Genomic DNA, 21,570 nt, shown 5'->3' with positions numbered 1-21,570 from the left:
ACGGATCGTGCGACGCTTGCGGAACCGACTGGCGGGAGCAGCACTGTCCGTGCTCGCCCTCACCCTGACGGCGACCGGATGCGGAGGCTCCCCGGAGGCTTCGCCCGGCACCCCGGCCGGCTCGGGAACCCCGGCCGCCGGGCAGTCCGTGGCCAACCGGGCCGAGCCCCTGACCGGGAGACCCACGCCCCGGCTCCCGGCGACCGTCCGCTCCGCCGGCGGCGAGAAGGTCACGGTGGAGGGGGCGGAGCGCGTCGTCCCCCTGTCCGGCAGCCTCAGCGAGATCGTGTTCGCCCTCGGACTCGGCGACCGCGTCGTGGCCCGCGATGTCACCGCCACCTTCGAGCAGGCGTCGAAGCTCCCGGTGGTCACCCGGGGCCACGACGTCTCCGCGGAGAGCGTGCTGTCGCTCAGGCCGGACCTGGTGATCGCCGAGACCACCACGGGACCGGCGGAGGCGGTGGAGCAGATCCGCGCCGCCGGGGTCCCGGTGCTGTTCGTCGAGGCGGCGGGGGGCCTGGACGACGTGGGCTCGCGCATCCGGGCGGTCGCCGACGCCCTCGGCGTACCGGCGGCCGGGAAGGAGCTGACGCGCCGTTCGGAGGAGCGGATCGAGGCCGCCCGCAAGGACGTTCCGCACGGGGAGAAGCCGCGCGTCGCCTTCCTGTACCTGCGCGGCTCGGCCTCCGTCTACCTCATCGGCGGCGCGGACTCGGGCGCCGGCTCACTGATCGAGGCGGCCGGGGCGGTGGACGCGGGAGCCGCCTCGGGCCTGGACAAGGACTTCACCCCCATCACCAGCGAGGCCCTGGTGAAGGCCGCGCCGGACGCGATCCTCGTGATGAGCAAGGGCCTGGAGTCCGTCGGCGGCGTCGACGGCCTGGTGAAGATCCCCGGCGTCGCCCAGACCCCGGCCGGGATGGACCGCCGGATCGTCTCCGTCGAGGACGGCGTCCTCCTCAACTACGGCCCGCGCACCGACCAGGTACTCGAGTCGGTCGTGGCGCAGCTGTACGGCGAGGACGGCGCGCGGTGACCGTACTGGACAAGCCGGTCCGCCCCCAGGCGTCCGCCGACCCGGCGCCTCCCCGCACCCGGCGCACCACCGCCTGGCTGCTGACCGTCGCCCTCGCCGCCGGCCTGCTGGTCCTGGTGCCGGTCGCGGCCGGCACCGGTGCCTACCCGGTCCCGCTCGGCGACGTGCTCGGCTCTCTGCTGCACCGCACCGGGCTCGGTGGCACCGAACTGGACCGGGTGGCCGAGTCGGTGCTGTGGAACGTGCGGTTCCCGAGGATCGTCCTCGCCCTGCTCGTCGGCGCCTCGCTGGGCTGTGCGGGCGCGCTGATGCAGGGTGTGTTCGGCAACCCGCTGGCCGAACCGGGCGTCATCGGCGTCTCCTCGGGCGCGGCGGTCGGCGCGGTCGGCGCCATCGCGTTCGGGCTGAACTTCCTCGGCAACTGGACGGTGTCCGTCTTCGCGTTCGTCTCCGGCCTGATCACGGTCCTCGTCGTGTACGCCATGTCCCGCGCGGGCGGTCGCACGGAGGTGGTCACGCTGATCCTCACCGGTATCGCCGTGAACGCCTTCGCGGGCGCGCTGATCGGGTTGTTCCTGTTCTTCGCGGACACGGCGGCCGTCAACCAGATCACCTTCTGGCAGTTGGGCTCGCTCGCCCAGGCGACCTGGCCGAAGGTGCTGGCGGTGCTGCCCTGCTCGGCCCTCGGGCTCGGGCTCGCCCCGCTGTACGCCCGCCGCCTCGACCTCCTGGCACTGGGCGAACGTCCGGCCCGGCACCTGGGTGTGGAGGTGGAGCGCCTGCGGATCGTGCTGGTGCTGGTCATCGCGCTGCTGACGGCGGCGGCCGTGAGCGTCGCCGGGGTGATCGGCTTCGTCGGCCTCGTCGTGCCGCACCTGCTGCGGATGGTCGCCGGTCCTGGCCACCGTTTCCTGATCCCGGGCAGCGCGCTGCTCGGCGCGCTCGTGCTGCTCGCCGCCGACCTGGCCGCGCGCACGGTGGCGGAGCCCGCGGAGCTGCCGCTCGGGGTACTGACGGCGCTGCTGGGCAGCCCGTTCTTCTTCTGGCTGCTGCGCCGCACCCGGCGCAGGCAAGGGGGTTGGGCATGAGTGCCACGAAGGTGCCGAAGACGCGGGCCCTGCTGCGGCTCGTACCGTCCCGTCCGCTGCCGCCGGACCCGGCCGCGCCCGGCGACGTGCTCGCCGAGGCCGACGGTCTGCGCGTGCGCCTCGGCGGGCGGCCGGTCCTTGACGGGGTCGGCGTCACCGTCCGGGCGGGCGAGGTGCTGGCCCTGGTCGGTCCCAACGGAGCGGGCAAGTCGACCCTGTTGGGCGCCCTCGCCGCCGATGTCCCGGCCGCCGAGGGGCTGGTACGCGTGCACGGCCGTCCGGTGGACCGGTGGTCGGCGCCCGAACTGGCGCTGCGCCGGGCGGTGCTGCCCCAGTCGGCGTCGCTGTCCTTCCCGTTCCCGGTGGCGGAGGTCGTCCGCATGGGCCGGGCACCGTGGGCGGGGAGCGACCGGGAGGACGAGGACGACGCGGCGGTGGCCGAGGCGATGGCGCGTACGGAGGTGACCGGCTTCGCCGCGCGCCCCTTCTCCGCGCTGAGCGGCGGCGAGCGGGCCCGGGTGGCGCTCGCCCGGGTCCTCGCGCAGCGCGCGCCCCTGCTCCTCCTCGACGAACCGACCGCGGCCCTGGACCTGCGGCACCAGGAACTCGTCCTCCGCCTGTGCCGGGAGCGGGCGCGGGCCGGGGACGCGGTGGTCGTCGTGCTGCACGACCTCGCGCTGGCGGCGGCGTACGCGGACCGGGTGGCGATCCTGCGGGCGGGCCGGATCGCGGCCGAGGGCCCCCCGGCGGAGGTGTTCGACGAGGACCTCCTCTCCGAGGTCTACGACCAGCCGGTGGAGGTGCTGCCGCACCCGCGTACGGGCGCGCCGCTGGTCGTCCCGCGCCGCGAGAACTGAGCGGAGGTCACGGTGTGGCGGCTGTCCCCGGTCCCGGCGTTCGGGCACCGCCCCGCCCCGGTAGGGTTCGCCTCCGGGAAGGGGAAGGTGAAGGAACCTGATGAGCAGGGATCGCGGCCCTCGAAGGCCCCACCGGCTTGACCGGAAGATACTCACGGCGGCCTCGGTGACCGCTTTGTCGTTGACGGCGAGCGGATGCGTGGTGGTGCACGGCGAGCGCGAGGTGCTCCCGTCGGCCACCCGGGCCGAAGCCGCCGAGGCGCTCGAGCAGTTCACCTCCGCGTACAACGCCGCCGACAAGGCGTACGACGCGTCCCTGGACGCCGACCACACCGCCGGCGCCCTCGCCGCCATCGACTCGGCGCGGCTGAAGGCGGGCCGGACCAACCACCCGGACGGCAACCCGGCGCACGCGCCGCTGGAGCTGACCGACGCGAAGTACACGATTCCGAAGAAGGCGGGCTGGCCCCGCTGGTTCGTCGCGGACACCAAGGCCAACAAGGGCGGAACGTCGCGCTGGCTGCTGGTGTTCACCCGCGACGGCCTGGACGAGACCTGGCAGGCGACGTACCTGACGCTGGTCGCCCCGGACCGGATGCCCGAGTTCAAGACCGACGCGGACGGCTGGGCCGAGGCGGTCCCCGCCAACTCGACGGATCTGGCCGCCCCGCCGGGCGAGCTGAGCAAGGACTACACGACGTATCTGCAGGACGGCGGGGCGTCCTTCGCGGACGGCGTGCACACCAGTTCCTGGCGGAAGGTGCGGGAGAAGCGGTCGAGCCGCCCCGGCCTGGTCACCCAGTTCATCGACGAACCGCTGACGAACGGCGACTACGCGCCGCTGGCGCTGCGCACGAAGGACGGCGGTGCGCTGGTCTTCTTCACCACGCGGCACTACGAGAAGCAGACCTCGGCGCGGGGCGCGGCGGTGCCGACGCCGAACAAGGACGTGCTGGCGCTGACGGACGGCGAGATCAAGCAGTCGCTGACGATGGAGTTCGTGTCCAACGAGGTGGCGCTCGACCCGGCGGACGGGAAGGTGTCGGTCCTGGGCCGGGTGCAGGGTCTGACGTCGGCGAAGGGCGAGTAGCCCCGCCGCCGGGTCTCAGCGGCGCAGCGGCCAGGCCGTGCCCGCGTGGTCGCTCTCCTCGCCGGCGTGCCGGGCACAGGCGTCGGTGAGGGTCTCGAGCAGGGTCAGCGGGTCCGGCAGCGGGTGCTCGGGTCCGCGCACCCAGTGCACCGTGCGATCCTCGCCGGGCAGCCGGGCGGGCGGTACGAGTACGTAGGACCCGCGGCAGTGCCAGCGCAGCCCGGGGTGCTCGTCCATGGTCTCGGGGTGGCAGTCCAGCTCGCAGGGCCACCACTCGTCCTCGTCCTCGGGGGTGCCGCGGGTGAGGGTGAACAGCAGCATGCGGCCGTCGTCGCTCTCGGCGACCGGGCCGACGTCGATGCCGGCGTCCAGCAGCCGCCGGACCGCCTCGCGACCGGCCTCCAGGGGCACGTCGAGGACGTCGTGGACCATGCCGGTCGCGGTGATGAAGTTGGCCTCGGGCTGATGCCGGGCCCAGCGCTCGATCTGCGACCGGTCGGTCGTGGACTGGGTCTGCCAGGCGAAGGAGACCGGGTGCCGCGCCGGGGTGGGACAGCCCACGCGGTCGCAGGAGCAACGGTAACCGGCGGGGTGTGCGGCGGGCGCCAGCGGCAGTCCCGCACCGGCGGCGGCGAGCAGCAGGTCCTCCCGGCCACCGTCACCGGCGGCCTCCTTGGGGCGGCGTCCGCGCAGCCACGAGGAGAGTTTGCCCTGCAGACCGCTCCGACCGCCGAACTCCGCGCTCATCAAACCCCTTGCCTCGCCGTCGTGCGCACCAGCATGCCCTATGGTCGCACCATTCCGCGCTTCGGGGTCGCGAAGGGACAAACTTCCCTGGTCACCGAGGGGCGAGCCCGTGGAGCGCGTAGTCGACGAGTGTGTCGGTGTACTCGTACGAGATCGGCGCGGTGTGCTGGAGCCAGCGCTGGGCGAGCGGGGAGACGAAGAGTTCCAGTCCGATGCGCGGGTCGATGTCCGTCCGCACCTGGCCGGCCGCCTGGGCGGACCGCAGCCGGTCGACGTAGAGCTGGAGCGAGGGCTCCAGGAGCTTGGCGACGAACCGCCGGCCGAGCTGCTCGTCGACGAGGCCCTCGGCCGCCAGGGCACGGGAGGGGACCTCGAACCGCGGGTCCCGCAGTTCGTCGACGGTGCCGCGCAGTACGGCCTTGAGGTCGGCGGCGAGGTCGCCGGTGTCCGGGATGGCGTACGTCGCCTGTCCCTCGGCACCCGCGGCCCGCGCGGCGCGGTCGCCCAGGTCGAGGAAGGCCTCCAGCAGGACGTCCGCCTTGGAGGACCACCAGCGGTAGATCGTCTGCTTGCCGACGCCGGCGCGGGAGGCGATGCCCTCGATGGTGGTCTTGGGGTAGCCGACCTCCCCCACGAGGGCGAGGGCGGCGTCGTAGATGGCCTGGCGGGAGCGCTGGCTGCGCCGGGTGGCGTCGGGGATCGGCTTGTCGGGGGCGTGGGCGGGTTTCTGAGCGGCCATGTCTCGAATCTATCAGGTTGACAAGACGCCCCGTCTCGCCGGACAGTTTAGGCACCATGCGAGACGAACCGTCTCGTGTCATCGCGATGGCGAGGAGGACCCCATGTCCCGAGGTGGAGCAGGAAACATGCTGGGCGTCGGCGGCACCCGCCGGAAGCTCGGCCGCGACGCCCTGCGCGGCGGCGACCGCTCCGGCAGGGCCGGCGGCGCGCCGAGCCCGCAGGAGCAGAAACGGGAGCTGCTGCGCAGACTCCAGGAGCGACGGCAGTCCCGTCGGGAAGGTGAGGGCACCGGCGAGGCGTCGTGAGACCGGGCCCGGTCGGTGTGGCGGCGTGGTCTCCAGGCAGTGGAGGGCCGCTGCCTCCTACTGGTTCGCCGGGTCGACGCCCGCCGCCCCCGGCCAGGCGTCCCCCCAGGCCGCGTCCCGCGCCGCCTTGTACAGGTCGCCGTGCCGTTTGGTCACGGTCCGCCGCTCCAGCCGCTCGTCCCGCTCGCAGAGGTCGAGCAGCACCTGGCCCTTGCGGATCTGCGGCCGCCGGACCACGCGGGAGGGGGCCGGTGAGACCGGGAGGCGGGTGGCGGCGACGTAGCTGAACTTCTCGTCCTCGTAGGCGAGGGACCCGCTCTTGACCTGCCGGTGCAGGGAGGAACGGCTGACCCGCGCCGCGAAGTGGCACCAGTCCGTGCCCGGCACGATGGGGCAGGCGGCGCTGTGCGGGCAGGGCGCGGCGACGTGGAACCCGGCGGCGACGAGCCGGTCGCGGGCCTCGATGACGCGGGCGTACCCGGCGGGGGTGCCGGCCTCCACGATCACGACGGCCCGGGCGGCACCGGCGGCGGCGTCGACCAGAGCGGCACGGTCCGCCGGGGTCAGCTCATTGAGCACGTAGGAGACGGTGACGAGGTCGGCGCTCTCGACGCTGAGGGCCGCTCCGATCCGGGAGCGCTGCCAGCGGACGTCGCTCAGGGCGGGGTGGGAGGCGGCGATCTCGCGGCCGAGGGCGAGGGCCGGCTCCGCCCAGTCCAGCACGGTCACCGGGCGGCGGCCCTCCCAGGTGTCGCTGACGGCCCAGGTCGCGGCACCGGTCCCGCCGCCCACGTCCACGTGACTGCCCGGCACCCACCCCGGCACGGCGTCGGCGAACGCGGCCAGCGCGGAGCGTACGGCGGCGAAGGTGGCCGGCATGCGGTAGGCGGCGTAGGCGACGACGTCGGCGCGGTCGCGGAGGATGGGGGCGTCGGTCGGGGTGTCCCCCCGGTACTTCCCGATCAGCCGCTCCACGGCCTGCGACGCCTGCCGCGGCGGGAGCCCGTCGACGAGGTCGGCTAGGGCGGCACGCAGGAGGTCGGAGGGGTCGTTCACGCGACGATTCTACGAGGGGCTGGGCGGCCGGGCGCGGGGCGGGGTGACGAGGGTCGGCGGTCACGTGGCACCCGGCGTGGGTGCGGGCCGGGGGTGGGTGACGCGGACCGGCGCTTACCGGGTGCCGCCGCGCCCACCCGTGCCGCCCCAGGCGGCACATCTGCCCGCGGCTACGGAGGTCCCGCAGGTCCACCGCCCCCCTACACCGCCGTCAGGCGTCCCGCACCGCTCGGGCGACCCGCGTACACACCCCCGCCCGGGGTCCGTTGGCAGCGGGTCTCCGGCGTGGGTGGACCGTGTTCGCGAGGAGGATCGCGAAGGTGTCCGTCACGCGGTCGAGGACCAGCATCGTGCCGGTGAACCCGGTGTGCCCCGCCGCCCCGCGTCCCGCCAGTTCCCCCATGAACCACGCCTGGTCGAGGGCGAACCCCAGCCCCGGCTCCGTGAGCAGCAGCTCCACGAAGTCGGGACCGAGGATGCGGGCCGGCCCGTACGCCCCGCCCCCGAGCAGCGCCCGGCAGAAGACCGCGAGGTCACGCCCGGTCGAGAACAGCCCCGCGTGCCCGGCAACCCCGCCCAGCGCCCACGCGTTCTCGTCGTGGACGACGCCCCGCAGCATCCCCCGGTCGGCCTTCGCCCAGGGCCGCCGCTGGTCCTCCGTCGCCGCCGCTCCCGGGCACGGCCCGAAGCCCGTCGCCGTCATGCCCAGCGGCCGGGTGATCCCGTCCCGGACGAGGGCGTCGAGGCCGCGCCCGGTGATGCGCTCCAGCACCTGCTGGAGGAGCAGCATGTTCAGGTCCGAGTAGCAGTACGTACCCGGCACCCCCACCGGCCGCTCCGCCCGCAGCAGCGCCATCCGCTCCGCGTCGTCCGCGCAGTCGTGCAGCGGGAGTTCGGGCCGCAGCCCTGAGGTGTGGGTGAGTAGCTGCCGCACGGTGACCCGGTGTTCGGCGGCGCCCCGGAAGTCCGGCAGGTACGCCCCCACCTCCGCGTCGATGCCGAGCGTGCCCCGCTCGATCTGCTGCACCGCGGCGACGGAGGTGAACAGCTTCGTGAGGGACGCCAGGTCGAACGGCGTCCCCACGCTCATCGGCACCCGCTCCCTCTCCGGCAGCTCCACCCCGCGGTCGGTGCGCGGGTCGTAGGCGGCGTACCGCACGGCCCACCCCGCCGCCTCCTCGACGGCGAGCACGGGCCCGCGCCCGACGGCCACGACGGCGCCCGCCGCCCAGGGGCGCTGACCGGCGGTGAGGGCGTGCACGTCGGCGACGACACGGCGGAGCTGCCGGGGATCGAGCCCGGCCCGCTCGGGGCTGCCGCCGCGCAGTCTCGGAGCGCTCAGTTCTCCGCTCCCTGCCCGCTCGCAGCTCCCCGCACGCTCGCACGCCCCGCCGAGGGGCGCCCCATGCCCACGAGGAACACGAGGAAGCCGAGCGCCACCACCGCCGCCGTCAGCTGGACGACGGCCATCGGCAGGGCGGTGTCCTCACCGCCGATCCCCACCAGCGGGGAGGCGACGGCGCCGACGAGGAAGGAGGACGTGCCGAGCAGCGCGGACGCGGAGCCGGCCGACTTCTTCACCCGCATCAGGGCCAGCGCCTGGGTGTTCGGCAGGCTGATCCCCATCGCGGACATCAGCACGAACAGCGCGGCGGCCACCGGCACGAGCCCGACCTCGCCGAAGACGCCCAGGGACATCAGCAGCAGCGCGGTCGCGGCGGCGATGACGATCACGAGGCCGACGCACAGCACCCGGTCGAGCCGGACCCGCCCGACGAGGATCTTGCCGTTGATCTGTCCGACGACGACCAGGCCGATCGAGTTGAGCCCGAACAGCAGGCTGAAGGTCTGCGCGGAGGCGCCGTAGATCTCCTGGATGACGAACGGGGACGCGGCGACGTAGGCGAACAGGGACGCGAAGGCGAAGCTGCCCGCGAGCATGTAGCCGGTGAAGGCGCGGTCGGCGAGCAGCCCGCGCATCGCGCGGAGGGTGTCACGGGCCCCGCCCGCGTGCCGCTCCGCCGCGGGCAGCGTCTCGGGCAGCTTGGCCCAGACCACGACGCCGAGCACCACCCCGACCACGACGAGGACGACGAACACGCCCCGCCAGTCCGTCACCCGCAGGATCTGCCCGCCGATGAGCGGCGCCACGATCGGCGCGACGCCGGAGATCAGCATGAGGGTGGAGAAGAAGCGGGCCATGGCCACACCGTCGTAGAGGTCGCGGACCACGGCCCGGGCGATGACGATCCCGGCGGCGCCCGCGAGCCCCTGGACCAGCCGGAAGGCGACGAGGAGTTCGACGGTGGGCGCGACCGCGCACAGGGCCGTGGCGACGACGTAGACCGCGAGCCCGGCGAGCAGCGGCCGCCGGCGTCCCCACTTGTCGCTCATCGGCCCGACGAGGAGCTGACCGAGGGCCATGCCGGCCAGGCAGGCGGTGAGCGTGAGCTGGACGGTCGCGGCGGGCGCGTTCAGGGACCGGGTGACCTCCGGGAGCGAGGGGAGGTACATGTCCATCGCCAGCGGTGGCGTCGCGGTGAGGCTGCCGAGGATGAGTGTGACGAGCAGCCCGGTGCGGCGGGCGGCGCGCAGCGAGTGGACGGCCGGCCCCGTTCCGGAGCTCGGGATGTCGGTCGATTCGTCGGTCGGTTCGTACGATATGGACGGCCCGCGCTCGGGCATGTGCCCCTCCCTCTTCTACAGATCCGCCACCTATGCTCTCAGCTCGTACGCAGTTGAACGAACAGACTCGAACAAACCTGAGCGAGGGTGGGGCAGCGTGTCAGCGGTGACCGGGCAGAAGGTGCGCTGGGGGATTCTGGCGACCGGCGGGATGGCGGCGACGTTCACGGCGGATCTGGTCGATCTGCCGGACGCGGAGGTCGTGGCGGTGGCCTCGCGGACCGAGGAGTCGGCGCGGGCGTTCGCGGAGCGGTTCGGGATACCGCGGGCCTACGGCGACTGGGAGACGCTGGCGCGCGACGAGGACGTCGACGTGGTGTACGTCGCCACGCCGCACTCGGCGCACCGGAGGGCCGCCGGCCTGTGCCTGGAGGCGGGCCGGAACGTGCTCTGCGAGAAGCCGTTCACGCTGAACGCGCGCGAGGCGGAGGAACTGGTCGCGCTCGCCCGGCGGCGCGGCGTCTTCCTCATGGAGGCGATGTGGATGTACTGCAATCCGCTGGTACGCCGCCTGAAGGCACTCGTCGCCGACGGCGCGATCGGCGAGATCCGCAGCGTCCACGCGGACTTCGGACTGGCGGGCCCCTTCCCTCCCACCCACCGTCTGCGCGACCCCGGGCAGGGCGGCGGCGCGCTGCTGGACCTGGGCGTGTACCCGGTGTCGTTCGCGCAGTTGCTGCTCGGTGAACCGTCGGACGTCGTCGCGCGGTCGGTCCTCTCGGACGAGGGCGTCGACCTCCAGACGGGCGCCCTGCTCTCCTACGGCAGCGGTGCGCTCGCGTCGGTGCACTGCTCCATCGTCGGCGGCACCCCCAACTCCGCCTCGGTCACCGGCTCCGAGGGCCGCGTGGACGTCCCGCACGGCTTCTTCTTCCCGGACCGCTTCGTCCTGCACCGCGACGGCAGGGACCCGGAGGAGTTCCGGGCCGATCCGGCCGACGGCCCCCGGGCCAGCCTCCAGCACGAGGCCCGCGAGGTGATGCGGGCGCTGCGGGCCGGGGAGACGGAGTCGCCGCTGGTGCCGCTCGACGGCACGCTGGCGGTGATGCGGACGCTCGACGCGATCCGTGAGCGCGTCGGCGTCCGCTATCCCGGTGAGGAGCGCGCGGTCACGCCGGCTTGAGCCCCTGCTCCCCCACCTCCGTCACGAAGGACCCGGCGGTGGTGAGCGGCGCGCCCTGCGTGGTCACGTGGGACACCGTCTTGAAGTCGGCGCGCGCCAGTTCCCGGCCGAGCGACACCTTCGCGTAGCCGCGCCGCCCGTTGAAGAACTTCAGGTGCGGGTTGGCCGCCATGAGGGCGTCCCAGTTGGACGGCTTCTCGGAGCCGTCGCGGCCGCTGGTGACGGAGGTGGTGACGATCTCGGTGCCCAGGGTGCGGGAGCCGGGGTCGTCGAAGTCGCGCTTGATGTCGAAGCCGTAGGAGACGTGCACGTCGCCGGTGAGCACCATCAGGTTCTCGATCCCGGCGGCCTGCGCGCCGGCCAGCACCCGGTCACGGGAGGCCGGGTAGCCGTCCCAGGAGTCCATGGAGACCTTGGACGGCAGGGGCGTGCTCTGGTACCGGCGGGCGAAGGTGACCTGCTGGGGCACCACGTTCCACAGGGCGTTCGACCGGTGCCAGCCGTTGATCAGCCAGCGCTCCTGGGCGTCGCCGGTCAGGGTGCGCGCGGGGTCCTCGGACTCCGGTCCGGAGAACTGCCAGCCGTCGCCGTACGCCTGGTTGGAGCGGTACTGGCGGGTGTCGAGGACGTCGAACTGGGCCAGCCGGCCCCAGTGCAGGCGGCGGTAGAGCCTGAGGTCCGGGCCGTCGGGGAGCTGGGGCCGGCGCAGCGGCATGTTCTCCCAGTACGCCCGGTAGGCGGCGGCGCGGCGGATGAGGAACTCCTCCGGCGGGACGCTGTTCTCCGGGGTGTCGTCCGCGTAGTTGTTCTCGGTCTCGTGGTCGTCCCAGGTGACGACGAAGGGGTGGGCGGCGTGCGCGGCCCGCAGGTCGGGGTCCGACTTGTAGAGGGCGTACCGCAGCCGGTAGTCCTCCAGAGTGACGGTCTCGCGGTTGAGGAGGCCGGGCAGGGTGCCCGCGGGGTAGGCGCGCTGTCCGCCCACGTCGTTGACGGCGTACTCGTACAGGTAGTCGCCGAGGTGGAAGACGACGTCCACGTCCTCCTGTGCCAGGTGCTTGTACGCGGTGTAGTACCCCTCGTCGTACTTCTGGCAGGAGACGAGGCCGAAGGTGAGGTCGGAGACCCGGCTGTACGGCGAGGGCGCGGTGCGGGTGCGGCCGGCCGGGCTGACCCAGCGGCCGGCGCGGAAGCGGTAGAAGTAGACGTGGCCGGGGGCGAGGTGGTCCACCTCGACGTGCACGGTGTGGTGGAACTCGGGGTGGGCGGTGGCCGTGCCCCTTCTGACGACGCGGCGGAACCGTTCGTCCAGGGCCACCTCCCAGCCCACCTCGACGCGTTGCGCGGGCAGTCCGCTGTCCGCCTGGTACGGCACGGGGGCCAGGCGGGTCCACAGCAGGACGGAGTCGGACTGCGGGTCGCCCGAGGCGACGCCGAGCGTGAAGGGGTCGTCGGTGAGCCGCGCGGCGTCCAGTTCGGCGGCGCTCGCGGTGCCGGCGGCCGGCAGGTTCACGGAGAAGGCGAGCGCGGCGGCGGCGCCGGTGACGGTCAGGAAGCGGCGGCGGCCCAGATGGCGGGCGGCGGCGCGGAGTTCGGGCGCGTGCGAGGGCTGGGACTGGGCGTGCTGGTTCGCGGGTGTCATCCGTTCCTCCCCTTACGGTGGCTGCAAGGGGCATTCGACGGTCCGGGAACGACACTCGCTTGGCGCGAACATGGCGACCCCATGTCGGGAGGGTGAGGTCCGCATGATCCGCGACCCGTACGCTGCCGACTCATGAACTCCGTGAGAACCACCGACGAGGAAGCCGTCGGCGCACCGCAGATCGCCGTCGTGACGGGCGCCGGTTCCGGCATCGGCCGGGCGGTCGCCGTGGAACTGCTCACCGCGGGCTGGGCGGTGGCGCTGGCCGGCCGGCGCCCCGAGACCCTGGAGGAGACGGCCGCTCTGGCCCCCGCGGGCGCCGCGGCGCTGACCGTGCGCGCGGACGTGTCACGCCCGGACGACGTGGCGGCCCTGTTCGACGCCGTACGCGACCGCTTCGGACGCCTGGACCTGCTGTTCAACAACGCCGGGACGTTCGGCCCGGGCGGCGTGCCGGTCGAGGAACTGCCCTACGAGGCCTGGCGGCACGTGGTGGACACCAACCTGAACGGCGCGTTCCTGTGCGCGCAGGCGGCGTACCGGCAGATGAAGGAGCAGGACCCGCGGGGCGGCCGGATCATCAACAACGGCTCGATCTCGGCGCACACGCCGCGGCCCCACTCGGTGGCGTACACCGCGACCAAGCACGCGCTGACGGGCCTGACCAAGTCGCTGTCGCTGGACGGCCGTCCCTACGGCATCGCGGTCGGCCAGATCGACATCGGCAACGCGGCGACCGACATGACGGCGGGGATGCAGACCGGCGCGCTCCAGGCCAACGGGGAGACGGCACCCGAGCCGGTGATGGACGTGGCCGACGTGGCGCGCACGGTGCGGCACATGGCGCAGCTGCCGCTGGAGGCGAACGTGCAGTTCGCGACGGTCATGGCGACGGCGATGCCGTACGTGGGGCGCGGCTGAGCCGATTCATACAATCGGAATCTCAAGGTCCGCGGTATTGCGGCCGGTGGAGGGCCTATGCTCAAATCCTCTTCACCAGAACTCCACACTTGAAGCGTCGGCCTTCCACAAGGCCCTTCCGTGACGCTCCATGAACCATTCCGAGGGGGGAGGCGGCAGCCGTTCCGTCCACCGGCGCTCCGGTGGACGGAACGGCTGCCGCGCCGTTTCCCCGGCTACGCCTGACCGGTCTCGAACCGCGCGATCCGGCCGTCGTCGTTCACGGTGAAGTCCCACCGGGTGCGCATCTCGCCCCAGGTGTCGTTGCGGTAGCGGGCGATGAGGGCGCGACCGCCGTTCGACTCGTTGTCGACCTCCATGTGGCCGTTGGAGGAGAAGATCTCCTGGTCGATCCACTCGGCGAGGTCCCGGTCGGCTCCGTCGTCGGCCATGGTGGCGTCCGGTGCGAGCAGCGCGAGGAAGGCGTCGCGGTCGTGGGCGTTGACGGCGGTGACGAAGCCGCGGACGGCCGGGTCGCTGAGTCGCGTGGTCTGAATGGTCATGCCGGCCAGCGTCACACCGGCCCGCCACCCCCGCCACCGGTCCGCCACCCGAACGGCGCCCGCGACGGGCCCGCGCGAGACACCCGGGAGACGGTGTCGGGGTGAGCCGCCGCCGTCTGCGAGGGATGCGAGGGAGTCGACGTGAACTGTTACGACCGGCGCGATCTGGGCCTGCTGCTGCTCCGACTGGGTACCGGCGGCGTACTGGCCGCACACGGGGCGCAGAAGCTGCTCGGCTGGTTCGGCGGTGGCGGCATCGAGGGGACCGGCCGGGCCATGGAGGCCATGGGCTACGAGCCCGGCACGACCAGCGCGGTCATGGCCGGCCTGGCGGAGGCGGGCGGCGGGACGCTGCTCGCGCTGGGCCTGGCCACCCCGGCCGCGGGTGCCGCGGCGGCCGGCGCGATGGTGGGCGCCGCGGCGGTGCACGCCCCGAACGGCTTCTTCGCCCAGGCCGGCGGCTACGAGTACGCCGCGTCCCTCGCCCTGACCGCCACCGGCCTCGCGGTCACCGGCCCCGGCCGCCTCTCCCTCGACCACGCGCTGGGCCACGCGGTCAACCGCAACTGGATGGTCCCGGCCGCCTTCGCGGCGACGGCGGCGGCCACGGCGGTGGTCGTCGGCGCCCGCAACAAGCGGGTACGGAAGGCGGCCGAGGGCGAGCAGGAACCCCTGTTCGACTGACGTCTCGTTGCGGGAGGCAGCGGAGTACGTGGCAGGCTGCCCCGCATGAGTGACGACCGCGGCGGCGCCCCCGCCGACCCCTGGGACACCATCGACGACCTGTGCAAGTGGCTGGAGGCGGACCAGCCCGTCGGCGGCCGGGAGGGCCTGCTGCTGCGCATGCTGAAGCTGTCGGAGGAGGTCGGGGAGGTCGCCGAGGCGGTGATCGGCGCGACCGGCCAGAACCCGCGCAAGGGCACCACCCACACCTGGCAGGACGTGGAGGCGGAGCTGTGTGACGTCGTGATCACGGCGATGGTGGCGCTGCGGACGCTGACCCCCGAGGCACGGGACGTGTTCGGCCGCCATCTGGCCCGGGTGGCGGGGCGGTCGCTGGGGACACCGGGCGCCTGAGCGTGGGACGCGCCCTGCGCCACCCGATCGCGCGACGGCCCCGCGGCACGGTGTCGAGCGCCCGCGCCGCGGGGTCGCGCCGGTTCAGCCCGCGGCGCAGGAGACCGACGGCCAGGTCCAGTTGCCGTTGGCCTGGATGGTGGCGCCCCAGTTGCTGCCGCTGCCGTTGGACTTGGCGGTCAGCACCTGAGCGCTCGGGTAGTTGGCGTTCACGTTCCAGGTGGTCAGGACCTTGGCCGGGGACGGCACGTTCATCGTCACCGTCCAGGCACTGCTCCCGCTGACGGACACGTTGAGGTTGTACCGGTCCCCCCACCGCTGCCCGGCGGACAGGGTGGCGGTGCACGTACCGCCGCCACCACCCCCGCCACCACCACCGCCGCTGCCGTCGGGGGCGACCGCCCGTCCGGTCTGCGGCGAGATCATGCCGGCGCACAGGCCCTTGGCGGCCAGGGTCTGCGCGATGCGCGGAATCGCCGCGAGGGTGTTGGCGGGCCAGTCGTGCATGAGGACGACCTGGCCGTTGCCCAGCCGTGAGACGGCCTGCACGATCGCGTCGGTGCTCGCGTTGTTCCAGTCCTGGGTGTCGACGTCCCAGATCACCTCGGTCAGACCGTACTTGGCCTCGACCGCCCGCAGCGTGGCGTTGGTCTCGCCGTACGGTGGACGGAACAGCTTCGGCGTCCCGCCACCCGCGTTGGCGATGGCCGCTTGGGTCCGGTAGATCTCGGAGTCCATCTGGGCCTGACTCAGCTGGGTCATGTGCGGGTGGGTGTAGCTGTGGTTGGCGACCCACATGCCGGCATCGACCTGGGCCCGGACCAGGGCCGGGTTCTGGGCCGCGTACTGGCCCTGGTTGAACATGGTGGCCCGCAGGCCGTTCTGCCTGAGCGCGTTGAGCAGGGCCTGAGTGGTGCCGGAGGGGCCGTCGTCGAAGGTGAGCCCGACGTAGCCGTTGCAGGCTGCGGCCCGCGCCGGGGCCGCGTCGGCGGCGGCGGTGCCCGCGACGGCCAGGGCGGTGACGGACACCGCGGTGACCAGGGAGCGCCATGAGGGGCGGGGTCTGCTGCGCATGGGAAGGGGGTCCTCCTCTCTCTCCTCGTCCCCGGGGTCAGCCCGCGGCGCAGGAGACGGACGGCCAGGTCCAGTTGCCGTTGGCCTGGATGGTGGCGCCCCAGTTGTTGCCGCTGCCGTTGGACTTGGCGGTCAGGGTCTGGGCGCTCGGGTAGCTGGCGCTGGTGTTCCAGGTGGACAGGACCTTCGCCGGGGACGGCACGTTCATGGTCACGGTCCAGTTGCTGGCCCCGCTGACCGAGACGTTGAGGTTGTACCGGTCGTCCCACTTCTGCCCGGCCGACACCGTCGCGGTGCAGCCGCCACCACCACCGCCACCGCCACCACCGCCGGAACCGGTGCCGCCGACCGTGATGTTGGAGCTGCCGCTGCTCTGGTAGCCCTCGGTGGCCATGATCATGTAGTAGTTGAAGCTGCCGAGCGGCATTCCGGCCCGCGACCACGCGTCGAAGTGGTTGCCGGTGGTGATGGTGCCGCCGGTCCGCTTCGACTGCCGCACGCTCCAGTACTGGTCGAAGGTGCGGGTTCCCTCGACGGAGGGGGCGTTGTAGCGGGTGGTCTTGTAGATGTCGTAGGTGCCCCCGTCGGTGGTCACGGTGCCCTTGAACTCGCCCGTGGGCCGGTAGGTGCCCCAGTTGTCGACGATGTAGTACTCGACGAGCGGGTTCGCCGTCCACCCGTAGAGGGTCAGGTACGCGTTGCCGGACGGGTTGAAGGTGCCCGAGTACTGCACGGTCCGCCGCCCGCCGTTGCTCCAGCCCTTGCCCGCGACGAAGTTGCCGGTGTTGCGCCACGAGGTGCTGTACTGACCGCCCGACCCCATGTTCATGGAGACGGTGCCCTGGCTGTCGGTCCAGAACGAGTAGTAGTAGCCGTTGTTGGTGCCCTCCTGGTTGGTGGTGACGACCGTGTCGGCCCGGGCGGTGCCCGGCAGCAACACCGCGACCAGCGCGACCAGCGCGACGACCCACGCTCTTCTCTGCATGACGGTGCTTCCTCTCCTGGAGTTCCTGGTCCTGGAGGTTCCACGACGGCGCCAGTGTTGGCCTGCACGCGTCAAGCGTCAATAGTTTCGGTAATTATTTCGAAAGCTTCGAGAGCCGGATTGGCTCGATCCAAGGGACGTATGAGCAGCTCAACCGCGACCGGAACCCCACATCGGACAGCAGCCGATTACTGAAGCACCGGCTCCGTCAGCATCCGAGTCGAAACTTTCGAACCGCCGTCCCGCGCGAGCCTCGGACGGTCAGGGCTCGTGACTCACCTCCACGACCACAGCGACCTCCCCCGCGTTGTCGTCCACACACCCCTCGCCGTCGTTGATCCGGAGCTGGACGACGCCGTCCCCGCCCGCCCGGAAGGTCTTCGCCTCCCCGATCGCGAGGACCGGCGCGTCGTCCGTGTCCGACAGGCGGGTCACCAGCGTGCCGAAGGGGGCGTCCGGTACGACTTTGCAGTCGTCGGCGAAGTCCAGGTCCCGGTCGCTGTCCGGGGCGTATCCGGCCGGGCCGGTCATCGGCATGCGCGCGCGGTCGACCGTCCACTCACCCTGCCGGGACCGCACCGTCACGGTGTCGCCCGCGCGGACCACCGCGTCGACGACCGGCTGCCAGCCCCCGTCGGCGCTCACGACCCCTTCGTACGAGGTGACCTGGGGTGCCCCGACCGGCGAGGCGCGGGAGGTCGGCGCCGGAACGGGCACTTCGGCCGCGCCCCGGTCCGCGCCCGGGTCGTCGTCCTGGAAGGGCGCAACCCCCGCGAGGAGCAGCCCGCCGCTCACGACCGCGACGAGCGCGGCAGCTCCGGCGAGTGTCCCCGCCAGCCAGCGGCCGGCGCCGCCCGTGCGTGCCGGAAGCGGTGCGGAGGTGGTTCCGGCGGTGCGTCCCGCCGTACCGCCGAGAGTCAACGGGGGCGCCGTCAGGGTGTCCCCCGCCCGTGCCGAGAACGCGGGGACGGGGCTGACGGGCACGGTGACGGCCTCGGACGGGACCGTGCCGCCCGCCGCCTCCCCCTCCGCGACGCTCCGCAGCGCCACCGCCAGCTCGTCGGCGGTGGGGCGCTCGCGCGGGTCCCTGTGCAGCAGGGCCTCGACGACGGGGCGGAGCGGGCCGAGCCTCTCGGGCAGCCGCGGCTTCCCGTACACGACGGCGTGCAGAGTCGCGGCGTGCGCGGGTCTGCGGAAGGGGGACTCCCCACCGCAGACGGTGACCAGCGTCGCCCCGAGCGACCACAGGTCGGACGCGGGGCCCGCCTCCTGCGCCGTGGCCCGCTCCGGCGCCATGTACTCGACGGAGCCCATGAGTTGAACGGCCGACGTGACGGGCTCGCCGTCCTCGTCGAGCGCGGCGATGCCGAAGTCGGTCAGCACCGCGCTCCCGTCGGGGCGCAGCAGCACGTTGGCGGGCTTGACGTCGCGGTGCAGCGCGCCGGCCAGATGGACCGCCCGGAGGGCGTCCAGCAGCTGGAGCCCGAGGCGGGCGGTGTGCTCCGGGGTGAGCGGCCCGGAACGGCTCAGGTGGGCCGCGAGCGACGGGCCGCGCACCAGCTCCATCACGATCCAGAGCCGGTCCTCGAACTCGACCAGGTCGTGCACCCCGACCACGTGGGGATGCGGCACCCGCGCGACGGCCCGCGCCTCACGGACGGCCCGGCGCATCCGGGTCCGGCGGTCCTCGTCGCCGCCGGCGGCGATGTGCAGTTCCTTTGCGGCCACCGGCCGGTCCAGCAGCTGGTCGTGGGCGCGCCAGACAACGCCCATGCCGCCCCTGCCCAGGACTTCGTGCAGCAGATAGCGGCCGGCGATCAGTCGCCCGGGCCCCCCGCCCACCTGCTGATCAGGAACGCCGGTCAGCACCGGTCCTCACATCCCTCTCGCTGAGAACGGGGGCAACAATACCGACCCCAGGGGACGGCTTTTCCTCAACCGCCCTTGTTCCACGCGCCGTTGCCCGGACATCCGCCGCCGAGGGGGCGAAAAGAGGCTGAGGGGCCCCGGCCGACCGTGCTTCGATGGGCGGCATGATGTCCGCCGACCGTCTGTCCGCCTTCGCGGCCGTGTCGTTCCTGCTGATCGTGGTCCCCGGGCCCAGCGTCCTGTTCGTGATCGGCCGGGCGCTGGCCCAGGGCCGCCGCGCCGCGCTGACCACGGTCGTGGGCAACACGCTGGGCGCGTATCTGCTCGTCGTGGCCGTCGCCCTGGGAGTCGGGTCGGTCGTGGAGCGCTCCGTCCTCGTCTTCACCGCCCTGAAGCTGGCAGGCGCCGCCTACCTGGTGTACCTGGGGGTCAGGGCGTGGCGGCAACGCGGTGCCCTGCGGGCGGCGTTCGCGGGGGACGAGCCTGCGCGGGGCGGGCTGCGCACGCTGTGGGAGGGGTTCGCGGTGGGGGTCGCCAACCCCAAGACCATCGTCTTCTTCGCCGCCGTGCTGCCGCAGTTCGTCGACCGCGCGCAGGGACACGTCGTGGTCCAGATGCTGCTGCTCGGGCTGGTCTTCAACGTCCTCGCGCTGGCCTGCGACAGCCTGTGGGGCCTCGCCGCGTCGACCGGCCGCGACTGGTTCGCCCGCTCACCCCGGCGGCTCTCCCTGGTGGGCGGAGCCGGGGGGCTCACGATGATCGGCCTCGGCGTGAGCGTGGCGGCGACGGGGCGGGAGGGCTGATCCCGCGACGCGGGGGCGGCAGACGAGTCGGGCTGTACGCCGGGTTCTGTTCCGGAGGCTCCTCGCGGGGCCTCCGGCGACGGCCATCCATCTAGGGCCGGTGTTGCCACCGGCCTCCAGCGGTCTACCCGCGGACTCGGGCGGGCAGCCCTCGAACGTCCGCGCAGAGCGCTTTTCACGGCGCTCCTCTTGACCTTGCTCCGGGTGGGGTTTACCTAGCTGCCCAGGTCGCCCTGGGCACTGGTGGTCTCTTACACCACCGTTTCACCCTTACCGGGGGCCGAAGCCTCCGGCGGTCTGCTTTCTGTGGCACTGTCCCGCGGGTCACCCCGGGTGGCCGTTAGCCATCACCCTGCCCTGTGGAGCCCGGACGTTCCTCGGGAAGTCCCGTGAGGGACTCCACGCGGCCGCCCGCCCGGCTCGTCTGCCGTGTCGACCATGGTACCGGGCGGCTGCGGCGGCTCGCTCCAGTGGTCGTCGCGGCCAGGACCGGTCCGGCGCGGCCGTTCGCGCCGCCGCTTGACCCTGTCGCAACGTCAACGTTTCTACTGGGGGCATGCGGATCGGAGAACTCGCCGACGCCGTCGGCGTCACCACGCGGACCGTGCGGCACTACCACCACCAGGGGCTGCTGCCCGAGCCGGACCGGCTGGCCAACGGGTACCGGTCGTACACGCTGCGGCACGTCGTCGTGCTGGCCCGGATCCGGCGGCTGACCGAGCTGGGGCTCGGGCTCGCCGAGGTGCGGGACGTGCTCGCGGACGAGGCCGGGAAGGAGCTGGCCGAGGTGCTGGCGGAACTGGACGCGGACCTGGCGCGGCAGGAGGCCGCGATCCGGGAACGCCGGGCGCGGCTGCGGGCCCTGCTGGAGTCGGAGGGCGGGCTGCCGCCCGAGGGGCCGGTCTCGCCGGAGCTGGCCGAGCTGTTCGCGGGGATGGGGGACGTCTCCGGTTCCCCCATGGCCGTACGGGAGCGCGAGATGCTGGCGACCCTGGAGAGCACGGTGCCCCCGGAGGAGCGGGCCGGGCTGCTGGCCTCGCTGCGCGGCGCGCTGGGCTCGCCGGATGCGGTGGCGCGGGCCCACAGGGCGTACGCGCTGCTCGACGAGCTGGTGGACGCCGGCGCCGACGATCCGCGGGTGGCGGAGGCGGCCGGGGTGCTCGCCGAGTCCATGCCGGCGGACCTGGTGCCCGAGGATGGCGTCGGCATCGACTTCGACCACGGCATCCTGCGCGCCCTGTACGCGGACTTCGCGCCGGGGCAGGCGGAGGCGATCCGGCAGGCCATGGAGATCGTGGCGAGCGGGCGGCGGCCATGACGGGCTCCTCCCTCACCTCGGTCCCGTACCTGCTGGTCCGGCACGAGCTGCGGCTGCTGGCGAGCCTGTGGCTGTGGGCGGCCCGGCGGACCCACGGGACGGCGGACGGCTCGGCCGCCTTCGGGTACGCGCGGGGGCAGGGCGCGATGATGTTCGGCTTCGCGTTCGTCTGCGTGGTCGAGTCCGTGGGGATGTCCGTGCTGCTGCGCGACTGGCCCACCGTGCACCACGTGGTGCTCGTCCTGGACGTGTACACCGTCGTCTTCGTCATCGGGCTGCACGCCGCGTCCGTGGTCCGCCCGCACGTCCTGGACCCGGGCGCCGGCACGCTGCGGATCCGCCGGGCCGTGCACGTCGACGTACGGATACCGCTGGAGCGGATCGCGTCGGTCCGCCGCGAACTGCGCGCGACGCACGAGCCGAGGGACGGCGAGCTGAACCTCGCCGTGGGCGCGCAGACGTCGGTGACCGTCGAACTCGCCGAGCCCGTCACCCACGTCACCTTCTTCGGGCGGCGGCACGAGGTCCGCGTGGTGCGCTGTCACGCCGACGACGCCGGCGGCCTCGTACGGGCCGTCAACCGGGCGCGGGAGGGGCACGCCGTACCCTGACCG

At 73.3% G+C, this 21,570-nt stretch carries 22 protein-coding genes, 1 other RNA gene and 1 pseudogene; 13 read left to right on the top strand and 11 right to left on the bottom strand.

Features of this window, described 5'->3' with window-relative positions:
- The first annotated feature begins 7 nt into the window (after positions 1 to 7).
- From ACGF3J_RS03795 to ACGF3J_RS03775, 5 genes and pseudogenes are all read left to right on the top strand, one after another.
- The gene (locus tag ACGF3J_RS03795) at positions 8 to 1,036 is read left to right on the top strand and encodes an ABC transporter substrate-binding protein (RefSeq protein WP_161329713.1); all 1,029 of its coding nucleotides are present in this window, start codon (positions 8 to 10) and stop codon (positions 1,034 to 1,036) included.
- A complete protein-coding gene (locus tag ACGF3J_RS03790; protein WP_393853445.1) occupies positions 1,033 to 2,124 on the top strand; it encodes a FecCD family ABC transporter permease in 1,092 nt (363 codons plus the stop codon). The genes ACGF3J_RS03795 and ACGF3J_RS03790 overlap by 4 nt, the downstream gene beginning before the upstream one ends.
- Positions 2,121 to 2,981, top strand: coding sequence for a heme ABC transporter ATP-binding protein (locus ACGF3J_RS03785; RefSeq protein WP_161329715.1), 861 nt, complete (start codon positions 2,121 to 2,123; stop codon positions 2,979 to 2,981). The genes ACGF3J_RS03790 and ACGF3J_RS03785 overlap by 4 nt, the downstream gene beginning before the upstream one ends.
- 3 nt (positions 2,982 to 2,984) lie before the next feature.
- A pseudogene (locus ACGF3J_RS03780) lies at positions 2,985 to 3,122 on the top strand (iron transporter); the annotation flags it as partial.
- On the top strand, positions 3,082 to 4,071 hold the full coding sequence (locus ACGF3J_RS03775; protein WP_161329716.1) for a hypothetical protein: 990 nt from the start codon (positions 3,082 to 3,084) through the stop codon (positions 4,069 to 4,071). The pseudogene ACGF3J_RS03780 and the gene ACGF3J_RS03775, both read left to right, overlap by 41 nt.
- A gap of 15 nt (positions 4,072 to 4,086) precedes the next feature.
- Here the strand turns inward: ACGF3J_RS03775 and ACGF3J_RS03770 are convergent, their stop codons facing one another.
- Together ACGF3J_RS03770 and ACGF3J_RS03765 are read right to left on the bottom strand one after the other, a co-directional pair.
- On the bottom strand, positions 4,087 to 4,818 hold the full coding sequence (locus ACGF3J_RS03770) for a bifunctional DNA primase/polymerase (RefSeq protein ID WP_161329717.1): 732 nt from the start codon (positions 4,816 to 4,818) through the stop codon (positions 4,087 to 4,089).
- A 91-nt stretch (positions 4,819 to 4,909) separates the two neighbouring features.
- On the bottom strand, positions 4,910 to 5,557 hold the full coding sequence (locus ACGF3J_RS03765; RefSeq protein WP_161329718.1) for a TetR/AcrR family transcriptional regulator: 648 nt from the start codon (positions 5,555 to 5,557) through the stop codon (positions 4,910 to 4,912).
- A gap of 103 nt (positions 5,558 to 5,660) precedes the next feature.
- Here ACGF3J_RS03765 and ACGF3J_RS03760 point away from each other — a divergent pair, with 103 nt between their 5' ends.
- Positions 5,661 to 5,864: a DUF6243 family protein gene (locus ACGF3J_RS03760; RefSeq protein WP_161329719.1), complete on the top strand. Its 204-nt coding sequence runs from the start codon at positions 5,661 to 5,663 to the stop codon at positions 5,862 to 5,864.
- A 57-nt stretch (positions 5,865 to 5,921) separates the two neighbouring features.
- On the opposite strand, the gene ACGF3J_RS03755 is transcribed toward ACGF3J_RS03760, so the two are convergent.
- The 3 genes from ACGF3J_RS03755 to ACGF3J_RS03745 form a co-directional block, all read right to left on the bottom strand.
- Positions 5,922 to 6,920, bottom strand: a complete 999-nt coding sequence (locus tag ACGF3J_RS03755) for a small ribosomal subunit Rsm22 family protein (protein WP_161329720.1) — start codon at positions 6,918 to 6,920, stop codon at positions 5,922 to 5,924.
- Between the two features lie 211 nt (positions 6,921 to 7,131).
- Positions 7,132 to 8,181: a serine hydrolase domain-containing protein gene (locus tag ACGF3J_RS03750; protein ID WP_161329721.1), complete on the bottom strand. Its 1,050-nt coding sequence runs from the start codon at positions 8,179 to 8,181 to the stop codon at positions 7,132 to 7,134.
- A gap of 77 nt (positions 8,182 to 8,258) precedes the next feature.
- A complete protein-coding gene (locus ACGF3J_RS03745; protein ID WP_202558364.1) occupies positions 8,259 to 9,605 on the bottom strand; it encodes a multidrug effflux MFS transporter in 1,347 nt (448 codons plus the stop codon).
- Between the two features lie 106 nt (positions 9,606 to 9,711).
- Here ACGF3J_RS03745 and ACGF3J_RS03740 point away from each other — a divergent pair, with 106 nt between their 5' ends.
- Complete coding sequence (locus ACGF3J_RS03740) at positions 9,712 to 10,728, top strand: Gfo/Idh/MocA family protein (RefSeq protein WP_161329722.1); 1,017 nt, start codon at positions 9,712 to 9,714, stop codon at positions 10,726 to 10,728.
- Here the strand turns inward: ACGF3J_RS03740 and ACGF3J_RS03735 are convergent.
- Positions 10,715 to 12,367 (bottom strand): alkaline phosphatase, encoded by a 1,653-nt coding sequence (locus ACGF3J_RS03735; protein WP_161329723.1) that lies wholly within the window; start codon positions 12,365 to 12,367, stop codon positions 10,715 to 10,717. The two genes, ACGF3J_RS03740 and ACGF3J_RS03735, sit on opposite strands and share 14 nt — an antisense overlap.
- A 132-nt stretch (positions 12,368 to 12,499) precedes the next feature.
- On the opposite strand from ACGF3J_RS03735, the gene ACGF3J_RS03730 reads away from it, so the two are divergent.
- A complete protein-coding gene (locus tag ACGF3J_RS03730) occupies positions 12,500 to 13,288 on the top strand; it encodes an SDR family oxidoreductase (protein ID WP_161329724.1) in 789 nt (262 codons plus the stop codon).
- 215 nt (positions 13,289 to 13,503) lie between these two features.
- On the opposite strand, the gene ACGF3J_RS03725 is transcribed toward ACGF3J_RS03730, so the two are convergent.
- The gene (locus ACGF3J_RS03725) at positions 13,504 to 13,830 is read right to left on the bottom strand and encodes a nuclear transport factor 2 family protein (RefSeq protein WP_122620575.1); all 327 of its coding nucleotides are present in this window, start codon (positions 13,828 to 13,830) and stop codon (positions 13,504 to 13,506) included.
- 141 nt (positions 13,831 to 13,971) lie between these two features.
- On the opposite strand from ACGF3J_RS03725, the gene ACGF3J_RS03720 reads away from it, so the two are divergent.
- Positions 13,972 to 14,514: a DoxX family protein gene (locus ACGF3J_RS03720; protein ID WP_393853444.1), complete on the top strand. Its 543-nt coding sequence runs from the start codon at positions 13,972 to 13,974 to the stop codon at positions 14,512 to 14,514.
- A gap of 45 nt (positions 14,515 to 14,559) precedes the next feature.
- Positions 14,560 to 14,907, top strand: coding sequence for a MazG-like family protein (locus tag ACGF3J_RS03715; RefSeq protein ID WP_161331304.1), 348 nt, complete (start codon positions 14,560 to 14,562; stop codon positions 14,905 to 14,907).
- Positions 14,908 to 14,991: 84 nt separating this feature from the next.
- Here ACGF3J_RS03715 and ACGF3J_RS03710 read toward each other — a convergent pair whose 3' ends face one another.
- From ACGF3J_RS03710 to ACGF3J_RS03700, 3 genes are all read right to left on the bottom strand, one after another.
- On the bottom strand, positions 14,992 to 15,981 hold the full coding sequence (locus ACGF3J_RS03710; RefSeq protein ID WP_161331305.1) for a polysaccharide deacetylase family protein: 990 nt from the start codon (positions 15,979 to 15,981) through the stop codon (positions 14,992 to 14,994).
- Between the two features lie 37 nt (positions 15,982 to 16,018).
- Positions 16,019 to 16,966, bottom strand: a complete 948-nt coding sequence (locus ACGF3J_RS03705; protein WP_161331306.1) for a glycoside hydrolase family 11 protein — start codon at positions 16,964 to 16,966, stop codon at positions 16,019 to 16,021.
- A 261-nt stretch (positions 16,967 to 17,227) separates the two neighbouring features.
- Positions 17,228 to 18,835: a serine/threonine-protein kinase gene (locus ACGF3J_RS03700; RefSeq protein ID WP_393853443.1), complete on the bottom strand. Its 1,608-nt coding sequence runs from the start codon at positions 18,833 to 18,835 to the stop codon at positions 17,228 to 17,230.
- Between the two features lie 164 nt (positions 18,836 to 18,999).
- Here ACGF3J_RS03700 and ACGF3J_RS03695 point away from each other — a divergent pair, with 164 nt between their 5' ends.
- On the top strand, positions 19,000 to 19,638 hold the full coding sequence (locus ACGF3J_RS03695; RefSeq protein ID WP_161328335.1) for a LysE family translocator: 639 nt from the start codon (positions 19,000 to 19,002) through the stop codon (positions 19,636 to 19,638).
- Positions 19,639 to 19,657: 19 nt separating this feature from the next.
- Here the strand turns inward: ACGF3J_RS03695 and rnpB are convergent.
- Positions 19,658 to 20,061, bottom strand: an RNA gene (rnpB, locus tag ACGF3J_RS03690) — RNase P RNA component class A.
- Positions 20,062 to 20,194: 133 nt separating this feature from the next.
- Between rnpB and ACGF3J_RS03685 the strand changes: the two genes are divergently transcribed.
- Both ACGF3J_RS03685 and ACGF3J_RS03680 read left to right on the top strand, forming a co-directional pair.
- Entirely contained in the window at positions 20,195 to 20,956 is a 762-nt protein-coding gene (locus tag ACGF3J_RS03685; protein ID WP_393853442.1) for a MerR family transcriptional regulator, read from the top strand.
- On the top strand, positions 20,953 to 21,567 hold the full coding sequence (locus ACGF3J_RS03680; protein WP_161328326.1) for a hypothetical protein: 615 nt from the start codon (positions 20,953 to 20,955) through the stop codon (positions 21,565 to 21,567). The genes ACGF3J_RS03685 and ACGF3J_RS03680 overlap by 4 nt, the downstream gene beginning before the upstream one ends.
- Positions 21,568 to 21,570 lie beyond the last annotated feature (3 nt).

Origin of the sequence: Streptomyces sp. NPDC048171, assembly GCF_043202655.1 — a bacterium.
In the GTDB taxonomy this organism is placed as follows: domain Bacteria; phylum Actinomycetota; class Actinomycetes; order Streptomycetales; family Streptomycetaceae; genus Streptomyces.
This window is presented reverse-complemented; position numbering and strand designations above follow the sequence as displayed.